This is a genomic window from Rhodococcus rhodochrous, assembly GCF_014854695.1.
Taxonomy (GTDB): domain Bacteria; phylum Actinomycetota; class Actinomycetes; order Mycobacteriales; family Mycobacteriaceae; genus Rhodococcus.
This window is the reverse complement of sequence record NZ_CP027557.1, coordinates 780,435-800,018: the sequence shown is the minus strand read 5'-3', so window position 1 is coordinate 800,018 and position 19,584 is coordinate 780,435. Positions and strand designations below refer to the sequence as shown.

Genomic DNA, 19,584 nt, shown 5'->3' with positions numbered 1-19,584 from the left:
GGGAAATGGTGGTGGTCCGCTCACTGCGGGAGAAGTTTGTGTACATAGTGTTCACGGGAGGTGACCGTTGAACCGTCGGGAGGCGAGACCGCCGATGAGCGTGGCGGGCCAGCTGCTCATCCTCCAACTGGTGGTGTTCACGGTGGTAGCGATCGTGGCGGGCGCGCTCATCGTCGTCGACGAACGCCGCGACGCCGACGAGGCCACACGCCGCACCGTGACGGATATCGCAGTGACCGCCGCGCTGTTCCCGGAGGTCTCGGACGGATTGGTCTCTCCTGATCCGACGGCAGCGCTCCAACCCCGCGCCGAACAGATCCGTGAGGCGACCGGGGTGGACTTCGTCGTCGTCGTGGACCCCGAGGGTATCCGTGTGACACACCCGGTCCCGGAGCAGATCGGACTCCCCTACACGGGTCACACCGACGAGGCCCGCTCGGGCACGCCGTTCACCGAGACGTACACCGGCAGCCTGGGCCCGTCGATACGCACCATCGCCCCCGTCTACGACGACGGCACGCTCGTCGGGTTCGTGTCGGTCGGGGTGACGCGGGAGAGGATCGCCGAGAACTTCGTGCGGAGCCTGCCGGGCATCCTCGGCCTGGTAGCAGCCGGGCTCGTGGTCACCGCGGCGGGCGGCTACCTCATCTCCCGGCGGCTCCGCCGGCAGACCCTCGGCCTCAATCCCGACCAGCTGCGGCGCATGTACGAACACCACGACGCCGTCCTGCACTCGATCGGTGAGGGACTACTGGTGTTCGGTACCGCAGACGGTTCCCCCCGCGTCGACATCGTCAACGACGAGGCCCGCCGGCTGCTCGGGCTGGAGCCCGTCGGCGCGGTGGAGTTCGACGGTCTGCCCGCGACGGTGCGCGAACTCGCCGTCGCCGACGAGGCACGCGACGAGGTGCATCTGACCCGGGACCGGGTCCTGGTGGTGAACAGCGATGCGGTGCTGTGGAAACGGCGACGCATCGGCACGGTCGTCACTCTTCGCGACCACACCGAACTACGCGGTGTCCTGGGTGAACTCGACTCGGTCCGCGGGTTCGCCGAGTCACTGCGTGCGCAGGCACACGAGTCGGCGAACCGCCTGCACACCATCATCACGATGGTCGAGCTCGGCCGGCCGGAGGAGGCGGTCGCCTTCGCGACGCAGGAACTGGCGGTGTCCCAGCACCTGATCGACAGGCTGACCGGTGCCGTCCACGAACCGGCGCTGTCGGCCCTGCTGCTCGGCAAGATCGACGAGGCCGCCGAACGCGGTGTGGAACTGACCGTCACCGACGACACGGAACTCGGTCCGGTGCCGATCCCGGCGCGCGATATCGTCACTCTCGTCGGGAATCTCATCGACAACGCCATCGACGCCTCCCATGCGTCGGACGACCCATGGGTGGAGGTTACTGTGCGCCAGGAGGATTCGTCGATGATCGTCGAGGTCGCCGACAGCGGACCGGGAATGTCGCCGGAAGTGCTGGCCCGGGCCATGCAGCGCGGGTACTCCACCAAGTCCGAGCAGCGCGGTCTCGGACTCGCGCTCGTCGCCCAGGTCGTCGCGCGTCACGGTGGCACCCTGCGCACCGAACCATCGCTGGGATCGATGATCGTCGCCGAGATCCCCGTCGGGGGCACATCGTGATCCGGGTACTGATCGTCGAGGACGAGCCGCTCATCGCCGAGGCCCACCGCGAATACGTCGGCAGGGTGGACGGATTCGAGGTGGTGGGCGTCGCGCACACGGGCAGCGACGCCGTGCGGGCGGTCGCGTCGGCGGCGCGGGCAGGAACGCCGGTGGATCTGGTGCTGCTCGACATCGGGCTCCCCGACACGAACGGCCTCGAGGTCGCTGCGCGCCTGAGCGCCGGTCGCCCGAGCCCCGACATCATCGCCGTCACGTCGAACCGCGATCTGGAGGTCGTGCGGACGGCGGTCGCGCGGGGCGTCGTGTTGTACCTGCTCAAGCCGTTCACCTTCGCGGCGCTGCAGGACAAGCTCGAACAGTACGTGGCCTACCGCTCGGCGTTGCGCGACGCCGAGACGGCGGCAGGTCAGCACGACATCGACCGCGCCATGGCGGCGCTGCGCACGAGCAGTTCCCGTCCGTCGACCCCCAAGGGCATCTCCCCCGACACGCTGTCGAAGATCACCGATTTCCTCCACGACGCCGACGGCCCCCGCACCGCCGCGGAAGTCGGCTCGGCCGTGGGGGTCTCACGCGTCACCGCGTGGCGTTATCTCGAACGACTCGCCGACGACGGAGCCGCGACCCGCCTCACCGAGTACGGCCGCGCCGGCCGGCCGCAGGTCCGGTACGAACTGCGCAGGTGAGCGGTCGTGCATCCGCTACGAGTTCGACCATCCGCTGCGGCAATTGCTGCGGCGAACAGCGAAAACGCGAGCAGATACGAGTAGCTCACGGCAGGTAGTGCTTGCGGACCGTGTTCACGGGTGCGGACGGTGCGAGTCGCCGGATCGACCGCACCGGTCACCTCCCCTGTTCCACCGACGTGGCCTCGGGGTGCAGGCTACTGCGCGGAAGCCTCCGCGCGGTAGGCGCCGGACGTTTCGAGCACCCACGCGAATTCGAACGCGACCTCGCGCCACTTCTCGTAGCGACCCGACACACCGCCGTGCCCCGCGCTCATCTCCGTCTTGAGCAGCAGGGGGGCATCGCCGGTCTTCGTCGCGCGCAGCTCGGCGACCCATTTGGCGGGTTCGACGTACAGCACGCGGGTGTCGTTGATGCTGGTGATCGCGAGGATCGCCGGGTAGTCCTTGGCCTCGACGTTCTCGTAGGGGCTGTACGAGCGCATGTACTCGTACACCTCGGGGTTCTCGAGCGGGTTGCCCCACTCGTCCCATTCGATCACCGTGAGCGGCAGGGACGGATCGAGGATCGAGGTGAGCGGGTCGACGAACGGGACGTTCGCGAGGATGCCCGCGAACAGCTCGGGTGCGATGTTCGCGACCGCACCCATGAGCAGACCACCGGCACTGCCTCCGTCGGCGACCAGCTTCTCCGGACTCGTGACGCCGGTGTCGATCAGGTGCCGCGCGCACGCCACGAAGTCGGTGAAGGTGTTCTTCTTCGTCAGCGACTTGCCGTTCTCGTACCAGTGCCGGCCCATCTCGCCACCACCGCGTACGTGAGCGACCGCGAAGACCATGCCCCGGTCGAGCAGCGACAGGCGTGCGACGGAGAAGGCCGGGTCGATGCTGGCCTCGTACGAGCCGTAGCCGTACAGCAGCGTGGGGGCGTTGTCGGGGGTGCCCTTGCGCGCGACGATCGACAGCGGGATCTTCGTGCCGTCCTCGGCGGTCGCCCACTCGCGGCGCTGCTCGTAGAGCATCGGGTCGAAGTCGCCGAGCACCGGCTGCGACTTGAGCAGCTTCAGCTCGCCGGTGCTCACGGTGTAGTCGTATACCCGGCTCGGCGTGATGAACGACGTGTAGCCCAGACGCAGTGTGGGCTGGGTCCATTCGGGGTTCGCGCCCGGTCCGACGGCGAAGAGTTCCTCGTCGAACTCGAGTTCGGTGAGCGTGCCGTAGCCCTCGTCGGTCAACGGCCACACCGCGAGTCGGGTGAGGGCCTCGCGGCGGTAGCCGAGCACGAGGTGTCCCTCGAACGCGTCGACGTCCTCGAGGCGCACGTCGTGGCGGTGCTCGATCAGGGTGCGCAGCGCGGACGGGTCGTCGACGGGAGCCTCGGCGAGAACGAAGTTCTCGGCCTTCTCCCCCGTCTCGGGGTCGACGTCGTTGTGCAGGATCAGGAAGCGGTCCTCACCGGCGATCACGGCGTGCTCGGCACCGTACTCGACACCTTCGCGGCGCGGCAGGATCACGCGGAATTCGCCTGTAGGGTTCTCGGATTCGAGCACCCACCCCTCGGTGGTGATCTTCGAGCCGACCCAGATCATGAGGTACTTCTCGCTGCGGGTCGAACCGATCGACACCCAGTACCGCTCGTCGGGTTCGTGGAAGACCTTCACGTCCTCGTCGACGGAGGTGCCGAGCTTGTGCCGCCAGACGGTGTCGGGCCGCCACGACTCGTCGACCGTCTGGTAGAAGACGTGGCTGTGGTCGAGCGCCCACGTCGCTCCCGGTGCGGTGCCGGGGATCTCGTCCGCCCGCATCTCACCGGTGGTGAGGTCCTTGATGCGCAGGGTGTAGCGCTCGTCGCCCACGACGTCGGTCGAGTACGCGAGCAGCGTGCCGTCGTGGCTGATCGAGAACGCCCCGAGCGAGAAGAACTCGTGCCCTTCGGCCTCGACGTTGCCGTCGAGGAGCACCTGTTCGCCGGGGAGTTCGACGCCCGGCGTGACGTTGGGCGGTGTCCAGTCGTCGGCGTCGGCGATCGGGCACCGGCACTGGATCGCGTACTGCTTGCCCTCGACGGTGCGGGCGTAGTACCACCAGTCGCCCATCCGGGTGGGGACCGACATGTCGGTCTCCTGGGTGCGCGACCTGATCTCCTCGAAGATCGCCTCACGCAGCGGAGCGAGATGCTCCGTCTGCGCCTCGGTGTACGAGTTCTCCGCTTCCAGGTACGCGACGACCTCGGGGTCGTTCTTGTCGCGCAGCCATTCGTAGTCGTCGACGAAGGTGTGCCCGTGGTGGGTGCGCTCGAACGGCACCTTCTTCGCGACCGGCGGAGTGATCTTCGAGGAGGTCATATGCGGTCAGCCGATCCAATCGTCGAAGGACATTCCCGAAATACGTTCGTACGCCTCGATGTAGCGGGCACGCGTCTTGTCGACGACGTGCTGCGGCAGCGGCGGGGGCGGGGTGTCGGAGGCGCGGTCCCAGCCCGATTCGGGTCCGGTGAGCCAGTTCCGGACGATCTGCTTGTCGAAGCTGGGCTGCACCTTGCCCTCCTCGTACTCGTTCGCGTCCCAGTAGCGGGACGAATCCGGAGTGAGGACCTCGTCGGCGAGCACCAGATTGCCGGCCTTGTCGAGACCGAACTCGAACTTGGTGTCGGCGAGCAGGATGCCGCGTTCGGAGGCGTACATCGCGGCGCGGTCGTAGATGTCGAGCGTGTCCTGGCGCAGTTTCATCGCCAGGTCGAGCCCGACCTTCTCGACGACGTCGTCGAACGAGATGTTCTCGTCGTGGTCGCCGAGCGCGGCCTTGCTGGCCGGGGTGAAGATCGGCTCGGGCAGCCTGCTGGCCTCGACGAGGCCCTCGGGCAGGGCGACACCGCAGACGGAGCCCGTGGCCTGGTAGTCGAGCAGGCCGGAGCCGGTGAGGAAGCCGCGGGCGACGCACTCGACGGGCACCATCTCGAGGCGCTTGACCACGAGTGCGCGGCCGAGGACTTCCTCGGGGATACGCTCGTCGTCGGGTTCTCCCGCGAGATGGTTGTTGGTGGCGTCGAGCAGCTTGAAGAAGAACACGCTCATCGCAGTGAGGACCCGTCCCTTGTCGGGGATCGGGGTCTCGAGCACGTGATCGTAGGCCGAGATCCGGTCACTGGCGACGAGGAGCAGGTGCTCGTCGTCGATCACGTACAGATCACGCACCTTGCCGCCGGCGAGGTGTTGGTAGGACTCGAGTGAAGGACGCACGCTGACACCCTAGTGCTCATCGAGTGGGCGTACCGCAACCCGTGGCGGATATCCCACTCGGTCACAGCACGACGGAGCAGCGACGCGAGCGAGAACAGGAGTGGCATGGCCGCATCGTCGCGGGTGGACGTCGGGTTCAGGTCCGAGCGGGGCCCGATCCTCATCGCTCTGATGCTCGCCACCGCCCTCGTGGCGCTCGAGAGCACGATCCTGGCCACCGCGGTCCCGACGATCGTCGCCGACCTGGGTGGCTTCACGCAGTTCCCGTGGTTGTTCTCCGCCTACCTGCTCACGCAGGCGGTGCTCGTCCCGGTCTACGGCAAGCTCTCCGACGTCTTCGGCCGCACTCCGCTGCTGTTGTTCGGGATCGGGGTGTTCGCGGCGGGCTCGGTGCTGTGCGCGCTGGCGTGGAGCATGCCGGCGCTGATCGCGTTCCGCGCAGTGCAGGGACTCGGCGCCGGTGCGGTGCTGCCGATGGCGCAGACGATCGCCGGGGACATCTACACGGTCGCCGAGCGAGCCAAGGCGCAGGGTTATCTGGCCAGCGTGTGGGGCATGTCGGCGGTGGTCGGCCCGGCCGTGGGAGGCATCTTCGCCGACTTCCTGTCGTGGCGGTGGATCTTCTGGGTCAACCTGCCGTTGTGCGCCCTCGCGGCGTGGGTGCTCGTCCGAAACTTCCGCGAGGAGAAACCGGCCGGACCACGACCGCGGGTGGACTGGGCCGGCGCGGCGACCCTCGCGGCGGGCGCCGCCCTGTTGATCCTCGGCCTGCTCGAGGGTGGCCAGTCGTGGGCGTGGACGTCGGCGGCGAGCATCGGCATCTTCGGCGCGGGCGCGACGCTGATCGCGGTGTTCGTGTGGATCGAGTCCCGCGCGGCCGAGCCGATCCTGCCCATCCGCCTGTTCACCCGGCGGGTGCTCGTCACCACCAGCGCGGTGTCGTGCCTGGTGGGTGCGGTCGTGCTGGGGCTGACCTCGTACGTTCCGTCGTTCGTGCAGGGCGCGCTGGGGACCTCGGCGCTCGTCGCGGGTTTCACGCTGGCGACGATGACGATCGGCTGGCCGATCGCCGCGGCGCAGTCGGGCCGGTTCTACCTGCGGATCGGTTTCCGCAACACCGGCCTGGTGGGTGCGGTGCCGCTGCTCTGCGGCGCGGCACTGCTGACGCAGGTCGGGAAGGATTCGGCTCCCTGGCAGGTCGCGGTCTGCTGCGTGCTCGTCGGTCTCGGGATGGGGTTGATCGCCAGCCCGTCGCTGATCGCTGCGCAGTCGAGCGTCGAGTGGTCCGAGCGGGGTGTCGTCACGGGGGCGAACGCCTTCGCCCGCGCGATCGGCAGCGCGGTCGGAGTGGCGGTGTTCGGTGCGCTCGCCAACGCGGCCCTCGGTGGTGCAGTGGCGGACGAGACCACCACGGGGGCTCCCGACGCGGCGCAGTTGGCCGCGTCCGTGGCGCCGGTGTTCGTCGCCGTTCTGGTCTGCGCCGTCCTGCTGGTGTCGTGCGTGTGCCTGATCCCGAACCGTCCGGTGGCGACCGGGTAGGCGACACGCCGCGTGCCTATACCGTTACCTACGCGCTGTTTCGTATTCGCTCGAGATCGGGCACCATCTCTGCGGTGAGAACGACAAGCGGCGGCAAGGACACCATCGACGACGTGACGTACTTCCCCGTCGGGGCTGCGGAGCATGCTCTGCAGCGACTGGCACACGCCACGGCGATGCAGGACACGACGGATTACGAGTCGCTGCGCTCTGCCATGGATGCGGAGTACTTCTGGCGCGGTGTCGCCGAGACCTTCCGGATCGCCGACGAGGCGTTCCGGATCGTGTCGTCCGCGACCCGCGACCGGCAGGACATCTCCGCGCACGTCATGGCACGCGCTGCCGACTGGGTGGGCACCATCGAGCTCGCCACCGAGGGATCCCGGTTGTACGGCGCGCTCGTCGCCTACACCCAGGGCGTCAGCGAAGGGTATTCGGCCGTGGAGGCGTGGGCGCGCGACGGACGGGCATGACACGAAGGTGGGGCCGGGTTCACCCGGCCCCACCTCGTCGACCCGCAGGTCAGCCCACAGATTCGAGGTCGCCCGCGTCCTCGAACCGCCGCAGCGTCGGGGTCGCGACGAACATGATCGCGATGATCACCACACCGGCCACGCCGTAGACGGTCAGGGCCATCGAGATCGGCACCAGCGAGGCCACGACGCCCGCCGCAACCGCACCGACGGAGGCACCGGCCGTCACCTGCGCACCCCACACGGCCGCGATCCGTCCGCGGTACTCGTCGGAGGTGTTGCGCTGGACGGTCGCGTACCGCACGACGTCCGCGAGCGAGTCGCCGAAACCGTGCGCGGCGAGGCCGAGCAGCACGACAGCGAGGACACCGGTCGCGCCGGCGCCTACCAGACCCGCGGCGGAGACCGCCATGAGCAGGTAGACCACCAGCCCGTAGCGTCGGATCGAGCCGGTCCAGCCGCTGGTCAGCGAGCCGACCACCGCACCGACGGCGGGCGCGGTGTAGAGCAGGCCCACCACCGACGGTCCGACGCCGAGCACCTCGTCGGCGAACTCCGGGATGAGCACGGCCCAGCCGGACAGCAGCATCGCCAGGAATCCGACGATCAGCACCTGCCCCACCACGCGGTTGTGCGCTGCGTACCGGAAGCCCGACACCACCGATTTCAACGGTGATTCCTCCGCGACGTGTGTCGGAGGCAGCGACGGCAGGCGAGTGATGCAGAAGGTGGTGATCGCCGTGGTGAACGCCGCGAGCGCGTAGGCCACGCCCACACCACCGCCGGCGATGACGACACCACCGAGCGCCGGGCCGATCATGGAGCCCAGATCGGCGGTCAGCGCCATCAGTGCACCGGCCGCGGCGAGTTTGTCGCGCGGGATCAAGCTCGGGGTGACGGCCATCAGTGCGGTCGACGAGATCCCGCCCGCAATGCCGTCGACGACGGCGAGCACGTAGATCGCCCACATCTGCGGTTCGGGCAGGAACGCGTTGATCGCCAGCAGCGCGAAGGCGACGCCCGCGGTGCCGCGCGCGAGGGCGATGACGTTCCGCCGGTCGTACCGGTCGGCGAGCACCCCACCCGCGAAGGTGGCCCCGAAGGTGGTCACACCGATCACCGCGGAGACCGCGGCGACCTGCGCCGTCGAGCCGGTGAGCTGATACACCTGCACGGGCACGGCCACGATGAGGAAACCGAGACCGAACAGCGACACGACGCGTGCGGTGAACAGGTACCGGAACTCGCGGCTGGTCCGCAGCGGGTCGAGGTCGATGAAGAGCTTCTCGAAGACGGCCACGATCACCCGCTCATCCGCGGGTGAGCAGCGCGATCCACTGCTCGAGGTCGGGGGCCGAGGCGAGGTCCACGAAGTCGACCTCGACGCCGGCGCTGCGCCACTGTTCCACGAGGGCCATCAGCCGGACGGAGTCGAGTCCCTGGTCGACGAGGCTCGCCGAGGGGTCGAGTTCGTCGACGTCGATGTCCAGGATCCGGGCGGTGTCGGCAAGGACGGTAGTGCGATCGAGCATGGTGTTCTCCTTCTTTCGATGTGTGCAGGCGCGCTGTGCCCTAGTAAGCGGTGCCGGTGAGTTCTCTCGCGACGACGACCTGCACCGTGTCCTGCCAGATCCGCGCGATCTCGGCGAGCGTGTCCGCGTCGACCACGTCCGCTGCGGCGGCGAACTCGCATTCCAGAACCGCGCCGTCCGGGGTGTCCTCGGTGATCGCGTCCACCTGCAGGACGTGGTCGAGCGGCATGTCCGGATCCACCGAACCGCCGATCGCAGCCGCACCCGGTGCACCCGACCACGGGCTGCCGGACGCCTCGCCGAGCGTGAGCCGGCCGAGGTAGTTGAAGACGACGGCCGGCGGCACGTACCGGGCGAAGCGGTCGCCGAAGTCCGGGTTCAGTCGACGCAGCAGGCCGAAACCGATGCCGTTGTCGGGCCGTTCCCGCGACGCGCGGGCCACCGCGCGCAGCGCCGCGCCCGCGGCATCGGTGTCCCGGGACGCGGACGCCACATCGACCTCCGACAGGTCCACCGTCACCGGGTACATCGACGTGAACCAGCCGACCGTGCGCGAGAGGTCGGCACCGGGGACCACCTGCTCCTCCCGACCGTGTCCCTCGAGGTCGATGCGGACCTGGTCGCCGCCCCGGACCGACGCCACCGCGACGGCGAGGGCCGAGAGCAGGATGTCGTCGACCACGTCCGCGGCCAGGACCCGCTCGGTGACGTCGACGGACAGGTGCACGCGGGTCGACCGGGTCGAGAGGACGGTGTCGCGTGCCGGATCGAGCGGGCGCGAACCGAGCATCGGTTCATCGGCTTCGACGGCGCGCTGCCAGGTCGACCACGACGCGGTGATCCGCTCCGAGCGCGCGGCCTTCGCGAGTTCGTCCGCCCACACCCGGAAGGGTGTGCCGCTCGACGCCAGGGTCACCGTCTCCCCACGCTCGGCCTGTTCGACGGCGTCGGCGAGGTCGGGGACGAGGATCCGCCACGACACGCCGTCCACCACGAGGTGGTTCACGACGATCAGGACGCGTCCGGCCTGCTGCGACCCGAAGTCGAACCACACGACCTGCACCATGACACCGTTCCCGGGATCGAGTGCGGCGTACGCGTTCTCACGTTCCTCGTCGAACAGCTCGCCCCACTCCCGGCCGGTCGCGGCGACGCGGCGCACGGAGCCGGTGAGGTCGGGGACGGTCTCGGGGACCATCCACGACGGCCGGCCTTCGTCGTCGACACGGAAGGTCGAGCGCAGCATCGGGTGGGCGGCCACGAGTGCCTCGACCGCGGTCCGCAGGGTGTCGAGCGTGAGCCCGACCGGCGCGACGAGCAGTCTCGCCTGCGAGAACCGGGACAGGCCGGTCCACTGTTCGAGGGTGTCCCACACGATCGGCGTGACGGTCACCTCGCCGGTCGCGTCGCCGACGGCTGCCGGACGGGTCTGTCCGCCGCCACTGTCGATCGCGGCCGCGAGTGCCTCGACGGTGCGCAGTTCGATCACCTGACGGGTGGTGATCCACAGTCCTGCCGCCCGGACCTTCGACACGAGCTGGATCGAGACGATCGAGTCGCCACCGAGGGAGAAGAAGTCGTCGTCGATCCCCACCCGTTCGAGTCCGAGCACGTCCGCGACGAGTCCCGCCAGGACCCGCTCGGTGTCGGTGCGCGGTGCACGCGCGCCGACCAGCGACGAGAAGTCCGGCTCGGGCAACGCCTTCCGGTCGACCTTGCCGTTGGCGGTGACGGGGAAGGTGTCGAGCACGAGCACCACGGCGGGCACCATGTAGTCGGGCAGGCGCTCGGCGACGGCGGCACGGACGACCGCCGGATCGACGTCACCGTCCGGGGTCACGTAGCCGACCAGACGCGTCACTCCCCGACTGTCGGTGTGCGCGTTCACGACCGCGTCCCGCACCCCGCGCACCGCGGTCAGCGCGGCCTCCACCTCGCCGAGTTCGACCCGGAAGCCGCGGATCTTGACCTGGTCGTCGCCGCGGCCGAGGAATTCGAGCACGGGTCGGCCGTCGGCCCCGCGCACCCTCCGGACGAGGTCGCCGGTGCGGTACATGCGGGTGCCGTCGTCGGCGAAGGGATTCGGCAGGAACCGGACCGTCGTGAGGTCGGGCCGTCCGAGATATCCGCGGGCGACGCCGGCACCGGAGACGTACAGTTCGCCGACCACACCCATCGGCACGGGCCGGAGCATCGCGTCGAGGATGTAGGCACCGGCGCCGTGCACGGCTCGGCCGAGGCAGGGTGTATCGGCGTCGATGACCGACCCGATGAGCGAGTCCACGGTGCATTCGGTGGGTCCGTAGAGGTTGAAGGCACGCCCGTCCGTCAACTCCCGCAGTCGTTGCCACGACGCCGGATTGACGGCCTCGCCGCCGAATCCGACGGAGGCGGGGCGGTGTCCGCTCTCGTACAGTCCCGCCGCGAGCATGCGGTCGAGGAAGGACGGGGTGACCTCGAGGAAGTCGAGTTCGTGCTCGAGCGTGTACGCGACCATCCGTTCGGGATCACGCATGGTGTCCTCGTCGAAGACGTGCACGGTGTGCCCGTCGAGCAGCCACAGGGTGGGCTGCCACGACGCGTCGAAGCCGAACGACCATGCGTGCCCGACGCCGACGGAGTCGCGTCCGGTCGCCGTGACGGTCGGGACGTAGAGATCGGCGCGGTGACTCTCGAACAGGTTGAGCAGGTTCGCGTGCGTGACCGCGACCCCCTTCGGCAGTCCCGTCGAACCGGAGGTGTAGATGACGTACACACCGTTGTGGGGGTGCAGCGCAGCGCGCCGGTCGGCGTCCGTCATCGGGGCGCAGGAGAATCCGTCGAGTTGCCGTTGCAGGTCGGGGTCGTCGAGCACCACGATCCTCGTGTCACCCGCGGCGGGTGCGATGCCGTCGAGAACCGCGGCGACCGTGACGATCACCTGCGGACGCGAATCGGACACGATGTGCGCCAGTCGATCCTGCGGATAGGACGGATCCATCGGCACATAGACGCCCCCTGCCGAGATCGCCGCTGCGATCGCGACGACCATGTGCTCGGACCGCGGCAGCGCGAGTCCCACGACCGTCTCCGGTCCGATCCCGGCGTCGACGAGGAGCCGGGCGAGTCGCGCGGATCGGCGTCCCAGTTCCGCGAACGACAGCGTCGTGCCGTCGGCAACCACCGCCGGCGCCTCCGGGGTGCGCGCGATCTGCTGTGCGAGGAGGTCGGCGACGGTCGCCGCTCCGCTCGACGGGGCCGCGGGGGTCGCCGACCACTCGCTACGCAGACCGGCCCGCTCGTCGGCCGTGAGCACGTCGAGTTGCGCCACGGTCCCGGGGTTCTCGGCGACGAGCTGGTCGAGGATGCGCACGAGCCGCTCCCCCAGCGCGGTGGCGTCGGCGTCGGTGAAGAGATCGGTCCGGTACTCGAGGCCGAGGTGCAGTTCGCCCTCCAGCCCGGCGACCAGCACCAACGGGAAGTTCGTGGCGTCCGAGCCCCCGACCGAGCCGACCCGCACGCCGCCGTCCCGCTGTGCCGCGTCGAGGGCGTCGCGGTCGACGGGATAGTTCTCGAAGACGAGGAGGGTGTCGAACAGTTCGCCGATGCCGACGGCACGTTGGATATCGGCGAGACCCACGTACTGGTGGTCCATCACGCGGTTCTGGGCGCCGTGCGTGCGCGCGACGAGATCGGTGATCGACTCCCCTGCCTGCGCGCGGACGCGCACCGGGACGGTGTTGATGAACAGGCCGATCATCGATTCCACGCCCGGCACGTCGGGGACGCGCCCGGAGACGATCGCGCCGAAGACGACGTCGCTTCTGCCGGTGAGCGATCCGACGAGAAGCCCCCAGGCGGTCTGGACGAGTCCGTTGACCGTGACGCCCTGTGCGCGGCTCGCCTCGACGAGTCGCCGCGACAACCCCTCGGGCACGGCGACCGTCAGTTCGGCGGGGAACTCCGGGCGCAGCGCCGTACCGGACGGTGCGACGAGGGTGGGTTCGTCCACGCAGTCGAGGAGTTCACGCCACACTTCGACACCGGCCGCGACGTCCTGTTCGCCGAGCCAGTCGAGGTAGTCGGAGAACGGCGCAACCGGCGCGAGTCCGGCGGCGGAACCCCCGGCGGCGTAGATCTGCAGGAGTTCCTGCACGAGCAACGGCGTGGACCAGCCGTCGGAGACGAGGTGGTGCATCGTGAACAGCAGTCGCGCCCGAGACGGCCCCGCGACCACCAGCGTGAAGCGCACCAGGGGTGCGGCCGCGAGATCGAATCTGCGGGTGCGGTCGGCGGCGAGCAGTTCCGCGACCCGTGCGTCGAGCACGTCCGGCTCGACGGTCCCGAGATCGACGACCTCCCAGTGCGGTTCGGCGGTGCGACGAACGACACCGATCGGTTCTCCGGACGCACCGAGTCGATATCCGGTGCGGAGCACGGCGTGCCGGCCGACGAGTGCACGCACCGAGCGCTGCATCGTATCGGCGTCGACGCGGCCGTCGAGGGCGAGCTCGGTCTGCATCGTGTAGACGTCGACACCTTCGGCGACACTGCCCGATCCGGACGGCTCGTCCAGTCCGGCCAGGAAGTACATGCCGCGCTGCAGGGGTGTCAGCGGCACGACGTCCTCGATGCCGTCCAGGTTCTCAGCGTGTAGGGCGAGCACCTCGTCGACGGACAATCCGGACGCCGTGAGCATCGACGGCACGGGAGCTCCCACGACGCCGCCGGTGACCGTGTCGGCGAGAAGGTGCAGCGCCGCGAGCCAGCGCTGTCCGATCCGACGGGCGCGGTCGGTGTCGAGCGCACCGGTGGCGTAGGTGAACACCGCCGACAGCGCGGGCCCGTCCGGGCCGTCCTCCGTGATCGCATTGACGTCGAGGACGTGGTCGAGGGGCATGGCCGGATCGACGGAACCGCCGAGCGCGGCAACCTCGGGTGCGGCCGACCATGCAGAGTCGGCGGTGTCGCCGAGGGTCATCCGGCCGAGGTAGTTGAACATCACCTCCGGAGCGCGGTAGCCGGCGAAGCGGTCGCGGTCGTCGCCGAGGAAACGCAGGATACCGAAGGCGATTCCGTTGTCGGGAATGCGCTTCAGCGATTCGGACGCGTGGGCGACGGCCCGGAGCGGATCACCGCCGTCGAGCGCGCGGCCTCCGCCGAGTTCGACGGTCACGGGGTACAGGGAGGTGAACCATCCGACGGTGCGCGACAGGTCGGCGCCGGGCACGATCTGTTCCTCGCGGCCATGACCCTCGAGATGCACTCGCAGGGCGGATCCGCCACAGACGTCGGTGACGGCGAGGGCGAGGGCCGCGAGCAGCACATCGCCGGTGCCGATACCGAGGGCGGACGGCACGGTGGTGAGGATGCGTTCGGTGAGGTCGACCGGCACGTCGATCTCCACGGACGCCGAGGTCGACACGATGTCGCGCTGCGGGTCCAGGGCGCGGCTTCCCACCGCGGGCGCACCCTCGGCGGCGAGGGCGGATTCCCAGATCGGCCACGATCCGGTGATCCGCTCGGACGAAGCCGCTTCGACGAGCGATTCCGTCCACTCCCGGAAGGACGTCCCCGTGTCCTCCGGCGCGGGCGTCTCCCCGCGGGTGGCCGCGGAGACGGCACCGGCGAGGTCGGGCACCAGGATCCGCCACGACACGCCGTCGACGACGAGGTGGTGCGCGACGACGACGATCCGCCCGGCCAGCTGCGGTCCCGGGTCGAGGAAGACCACGCGGAGCATGACCCCGGCCTCGGGGTCGAGTGCGTCGACGGCCTCCGACGACGCTTCGGCGATGAGGTCGTTCCACGAGACCTGTTCCGTCGTCGAGAGGTCGACTCGCCGGACGAGCGTCGCGACCTCCGGGATGTCGTCGGGCACGATCCACGACGGTCCGGAGTCGCCGACGGTGAACCGCGAGCGCAGCATGGGGTGGGCCGCGAGCAGCGCCCGCACGCCCGTGACGAGATCCGCCTCCCGCAGACCGACGGGGGCGACGAGCGTCCGGGACTGGGTGAATCGGCGCAGCGAGTCGAACGATCCGGACGCGAGGGATTCGTGCACGATCGGCGTGACGGGCACCGGGCCGGTCGCCGCCGTCCGGGCTCGCCGGGGTTCCTCGGCGGGTGCCTCGCACGCTGCGGCGAGTGCGGCGGCGGTGCGCAGTTCGAAGACCTGACGGGCCGTCACGCGCAGCCCGGCCGAGCGCAGACGCGACACCAGCTGGATGGAGACGATCGAATCGCCGCCGAGGGTGAAGAAATCGTCGTGGACCCCGACACGGTCGAGGCCGAGGACGTCGGCGATGGTGGCGCACAACGTCCGCTCGGTCTCCGTGCGCGGCTCGCCCGCACCCGCCAGGGACGAGAAGTCCGGCTCGGGCAACGCCTTCCGGTCGACCTTGCCGTTGGCCGTGAGCGGAAGGCCGGGAAGAGCAATGAGCACGGCGGGCACCATGTAGTCCGGCAGCCGGTCGGCGAGCGCGGTCCGCACCGCGGCGGTGTCGGGTCCGTCACCGACGATGTACCCGACGAGCCGCGTGGTCCCCCGGTCGTCGGTGTGCGCGACCACCACGGCGTTCCGCACGGCCGGATGCGCGGTGAGCGCGGTCTCGATCTCGCCGGGTTCCACGCGGAATCCTCGGATCTTGACCTGGTCGTCGTCGCGGCCGACGTATTCGAGTGCGCCGTCGTGCGTCCAGCGCACGACGTCGCCGGTGCGGTACATGCGGGTACCCGCCGGCCCGTGGGGGTCGGCGACGAACCGCGCCGCGGTCAGGTCGTGACGGCCGAGATAGCCACGGGTGACACCGTTTCCGGAGACATACAGTTCACCGGCCACTCCGATGGGCACGGGACGCAGCCAGTGATCCAGGACCCGCACGCTCGTCCCGGGGGTGGGACCACCGATCGTCACGGTGTCCCCGGTGATGCGCGCGGAGGTCGCGTCGACGGTGCATTCGGTGGGTCCGTAGCAGTTCGTCGCCACCACGTCGCTCGCGGCGAGTCGCTGCCACAGCGCGGTGCTCACGGCTTCGCCGCCCACGGTGACGGTCGCGGGAACGTGTCCACCGGGTTCGAGGAGCCCGGCGTCGAGGAGGCGGTTCATGAGCACGGGCACGGTGTCGACGTAGTCGATGCCGTGGGTGCGCACGTAGCCGACGATGTGGTCGACGTCGGCGCGGTACTCGTCGGGAAGGACGTGCAGCACATGCCCTTCGAAGAGCCAGGTGAGCGCGGCGACGGCCGAGTCGAAGGCGAACGGGTAGGTCAACAGGACGTGCCATTGCCCGTCGCGCGGCGCACGATCGGCGGCCTGCATGGGCCCGGCGGCCTGTGCGGCGTGCAGGTCGGCGAGGTTGGCGTGCGTGACGGCCACGCCCTTCGGCAGCCCCGTGGAACCGGAGGTGTAGACGACGTAGGCCAGATGGCCGGGACGGAGCGGAGCGCGCCGGTCCGCATCCGTGAGCGGAGCGGACGACAGCGCAGACAGTGCGGACTCGACGTCCGGGTCGTCGAGGACCAGCACGTCGGCCCCGTCGAGCACGTCGCCGAGACCCGCGCGCACGGTCTCGGTGGTGATCACCAGGCGCGGTACCGCGTCGGTGATCATGTGCTTCAACCGGTCGGCGGGATAGGACGGGTCGAGCGGCAGGTAGGCGCCTCCGGCGGTGAGGACGGCGATGATCGCGTCGACCATGGCGCCGGTCCGGGGAAGCGCGAGACCGACCCGGTCGTCGGGTCGCACCCCGCGGTCGACGAGCAGCCTCGCGAGTCGCGCCGAGGCCGCTCCGAGCTCACCGAACGACGATTCCTGCTCACCGCACACTACTGCGGGGCGGTCGGCGCCGGTGGTGAACCGGCGCGCGAGAAGGTCGGCGACGGTGCCGCTCGACGGTGCCGCGGGTGCGGTGGACCAGGTTCCGAGTACACGTTCCCGTTCCGAGGCCGGCAGGACGTCGAGGTCGGCGACAGGCGCGTCGGGCCGGGCACACAGGGCCCCGAGGATCGCGACGAGGCGGGCGCCCAGAGCGGCGGCCTCGTCCGAGTCGATCAGCGACGGGCGGTGGTCGAGCTTGACGACGAGCCGGTCGGACATGCCGGCCGTGAGGACCAGCGGATAGTTGGTGGCGTCGCGTCCGTCGACACCGGTGATCGTCACTCCCCCGGCGCGCTGCGCTCGCTCGAGGGCGTCGCGGTCGACGGGATAGCTCTCGAATACGGTGAGGGTGTCGAACAGTTCGCCGATCCCGACGGCGCGCTGCACCTCGGACAGGCCCAGATACTGGTGGTCGACGGTGCGCGACTGTTCGAGCTGCACGCGTCGCAGCAGCTCGGCGACGGTCGCGGCGGGATCGAGCCGCACCCGCACCGGGACGGTGTTGATGAACAGGCCGACCATCGATTCCACGCCGACGAGTTCCGGCGGGCGACCGGAGACCGTCGCGCCGAAGACGATGTCGTCGCGGCCGAGCAGACCGGACAGGAGCATCGCCCACGCGGTCTGCAACACCGTGTTGAGGGTGACCCCGCTCGCGCGGGTGAGCTCCGAGAGCTGTGCTCCGAGTCCATCGGGAACCGGTACCTCGAGTTCGGCGCAGCGTTCCGACGAACGGGTCGCACCCGGCGGCGCCACGAGCGACGGCTCGGTCACACCGTCGAGCGCCTCGCGCCACAGCGACCGGGCGGCCTCGTGGTCCTGGCGCCCGAGCCACGCGAGGTAGTCGCGGTAGGGGCGCACGGACGGCAGACCCGACGCCGATCCGCCGGCGGCGTAGATCTCGAGCAGCTCGCGCACCAGGATCGGGGACGACCAGCCGTCGACGACGATGTGGTGGGCGGTGAGCAGCAGGCGCACCTCGTCGGCGCCGAACCGCACGAAGGTCCAGCGCACGAGAGGCGGCTGCGTGAGGTCGAACCATCGGTGCAGGTCGTCCTCGACGATCCTCGCGAGCCGCTGTTCCGCCTCGGCGCGTTCGAGATCGGACAGATCCTCGCTGCGCCAGAGATTCTCCACTCCCGACACGACGAGACCCGCCGTACGGCCGTCCTTACGGGGACGGAAGCACGTGCGCAGCGCCGGATGACGGTCGAGCAGCGCCTGGGCGGAGGCCGCCATCCGGTCCTCGTCGACCGCGCCCGAGAGCCGCACCACCGATTGCACCGTGTAGGCGTCGGGGTCGGTCGCACCCGTGTCGTCGGATGTCGAGCCGGTCGGCGCCGCAACGGTACTCAGGTAGAGCAGGCCCTGCTGCAGCGGCGAGAGCGGGACGATGTCTTCGAGCGCAGTGGAACGGGTCATCTGTCGCTTTCGGTATAGACGGTCATTTCGGGCACGGACGCCGAACGGCCCCCGCGTCGGGGACGTCGGGGGCCGTTCGGTCGGTGGTGCGGGGCGGGCCCGCAGCAGCGACTACTCCTGGCTCTGGTTGGCCGGAAGCTTCTCCAGCTCGGCATCGATGGAATCGAGTGCCAGCAGTGCAGTTTCGTAGGTCGCCGCACTGGAGTGCTTGACGGCGACGAGGTTGCCGGCCTTCACGGCGGGCAGATCCTGCCACAGCGGGGAGGCGAACAGTTCCTCCAGCTCGGGCGGCAGCGAACCGTCGGCCTCGACACCGTAGACGATCACCTCGGCCTCGCCGAGGTTCTCGGGCAACTGCTCGACCGACAGGTACTCGGCGTGGACGTCCGCAGGATCGGTCGGCTCCCCGTAGAAGTCGAAGCCGAGATCGTCGAACAGGTTGGTGGTGTACGACGAGGCGTACTCGCGGGAGAACTCACCGGGCTCGGTGCCACAGACACCGCAGACGCCCGCGAACTTCAGGCCCCCGAGCGAGTCGGCGTACTTGTCGGCGATCTCGGCGGCGCGAGCCTCGTACTCGTCCTTGAATTCCCCGTAGGAGTCGCTGACGTTCGCGGCATCGGCGTACTGTTCGCCGAGTTCGCGCCACTCACCCGGAACCGTGAGGCCGACGAAGACCACCGGGGCAAGCGACTCGAGCTTGGCCACGTCGACCTGCTCCTGCACGCGGGCCGGGACGCCCATGATGATGAGATCGGGATCGGCGGCAGTGACGGCCTCGTAGTTGAGTTCCGAGACGGCCCCGTCGGGAGCGACCTTCGGCAGCGCCTCGTAGGCGGCCAGGGTCTCCTCGTCCATGTTGTCGAGCTCGCGGCTCCACTCGCACACGGCGGCGAGGTTCGCGCCGGCCTGGATGAGGGGGAGGGTCGCGTACCCGCAGGACACGATCCGCTGCGGGTCGGCCGGGATCTCGATGCTGCCGTTCTGGGCTTCGAAGGTGCGCGTCGCGGAGGCGTTGCCGCTCTCCGCGCTACTGCCACTGTCGCCGTCGCTCGAACATCCCACAAGTCCGACGGCCAGCAGAGCTGCCGCGCCGAGCGCCGCGGCGCCCCGCGCGCGCTTGCGTTCCAGAACGCGCATCGTTGTTCTCCCAGATTCTCCCGCCGGGGCGCGTTGCCCCGGTCACGATT

General features: G+C 69.7%; 10 protein-coding genes. 4 read left to right on the top strand and 6 right to left on the bottom strand.

Features of this window, described 5'->3' with window-relative positions:
• The first annotated feature begins 94 nt into the window (after window positions 1-94).
• Both C6Y44_RS03630 and C6Y44_RS03625 read left to right on the top strand, forming a co-directional pair.
• Window positions 95-1,642, top strand: a complete 1,548-nt coding sequence (locus tag C6Y44_RS03630) for a sensor histidine kinase (protein WP_159416705.1) — start codon at window positions 95-97, stop codon at window positions 1,640-1,642.
• Window positions 1,639-2,331 (top strand): response regulator, encoded by a 693-nt coding sequence (locus C6Y44_RS03625; protein WP_120281438.1) that lies wholly within the window; start codon window positions 1,639-1,641, stop codon window positions 2,329-2,331. Before C6Y44_RS03630 ends, C6Y44_RS03625 begins: the two co-directional genes overlap by 4 nt.
• Before the next feature lie 197 nt (window positions 2,332-2,528).
• On the opposite strand, the gene C6Y44_RS03620 is transcribed toward C6Y44_RS03625, so the two are convergent.
• On the bottom strand, window positions 2,529-4,676 hold the full coding sequence (locus C6Y44_RS03620; RefSeq protein ID WP_159416706.1) for a S9 family peptidase: 2,148 nt from the start codon (window positions 4,674-4,676) through the stop codon (window positions 2,529-2,531).
• A 6-nt stretch (window positions 4,677-4,682) separates the two neighbouring features.
• Complete coding sequence (locus C6Y44_RS03615) at window positions 4,683-5,570, bottom strand: phosphoribosylaminoimidazolesuccinocarboxamide synthase (RefSeq protein ID WP_159416707.1); 888 nt, start codon at window positions 5,568-5,570, stop codon at window positions 4,683-4,685.
• A gap of 105 nt (window positions 5,571-5,675) precedes the next feature.
• Between C6Y44_RS03615 and C6Y44_RS03610 the strand changes: the two genes are divergently transcribed.
• Both C6Y44_RS03610 and C6Y44_RS03605 read left to right on the top strand, forming a co-directional pair.
• Window positions 5,676-7,109 carry an MDR family MFS transporter gene (locus tag C6Y44_RS03610; protein WP_192378629.1) on the top strand — a complete coding sequence of 478 codons (1,434 nt, stop codon included), beginning with the start codon at window positions 5,676-5,678 and terminating at the stop codon, window positions 7,107-7,109.
• Window positions 7,110-7,183: 74 nt separating this feature from the next.
• The gene (locus tag C6Y44_RS03605; protein ID WP_064064571.1) at window positions 7,184-7,582 is read left to right on the top strand and encodes a hypothetical protein; all 399 of its coding nucleotides are present in this window, start codon (window positions 7,184-7,186) and stop codon (window positions 7,580-7,582) included.
• A 49-nt stretch (window positions 7,583-7,631) separates the two neighbouring features.
• Here C6Y44_RS03605 and entS read toward each other — a convergent pair whose 3' ends face one another.
• The 4 genes from entS to C6Y44_RS03585 all read right to left on the bottom strand — a co-directional run bounded on the left by entS (window position 7,632) and on the right by C6Y44_RS03585 (window position 19,534).
• Entirely contained in the window at window positions 7,632-8,882 is a 1,251-nt protein-coding gene (gene entS / locus C6Y44_RS03600; RefSeq protein WP_174246935.1) for an enterobactin transporter EntS, read from the bottom strand.
• Window positions 8,883-8,892: 10 nt separating this feature from the next.
• The gene (locus C6Y44_RS03595; protein ID WP_059382429.1) at window positions 8,893-9,114 is read right to left on the bottom strand and encodes a phosphopantetheine-binding protein; all 222 of its coding nucleotides are present in this window, start codon (window positions 9,112-9,114) and stop codon (window positions 8,893-8,895) included.
• Between the two features lie 40 nt (window positions 9,115-9,154).
• Window positions 9,155-18,394 carry a non-ribosomal peptide synthetase gene (locus C6Y44_RS03590; protein ID WP_159416710.1) on the bottom strand — a complete coding sequence of 3,080 codons (9,240 nt, stop codon included), beginning with the start codon at window positions 18,392-18,394 and terminating at the stop codon, window positions 9,155-9,157.
• A 111-nt stretch (window positions 18,395-18,505) separates the two neighbouring features.
• The gene (locus C6Y44_RS03585) at window positions 18,506-19,534 is read right to left on the bottom strand and encodes an ABC transporter substrate-binding protein (protein ID WP_159416711.1); all 1,029 of its coding nucleotides are present in this window, start codon (window positions 19,532-19,534) and stop codon (window positions 18,506-18,508) included.
• Window positions 19,535-19,584 lie beyond the last annotated feature (50 nt).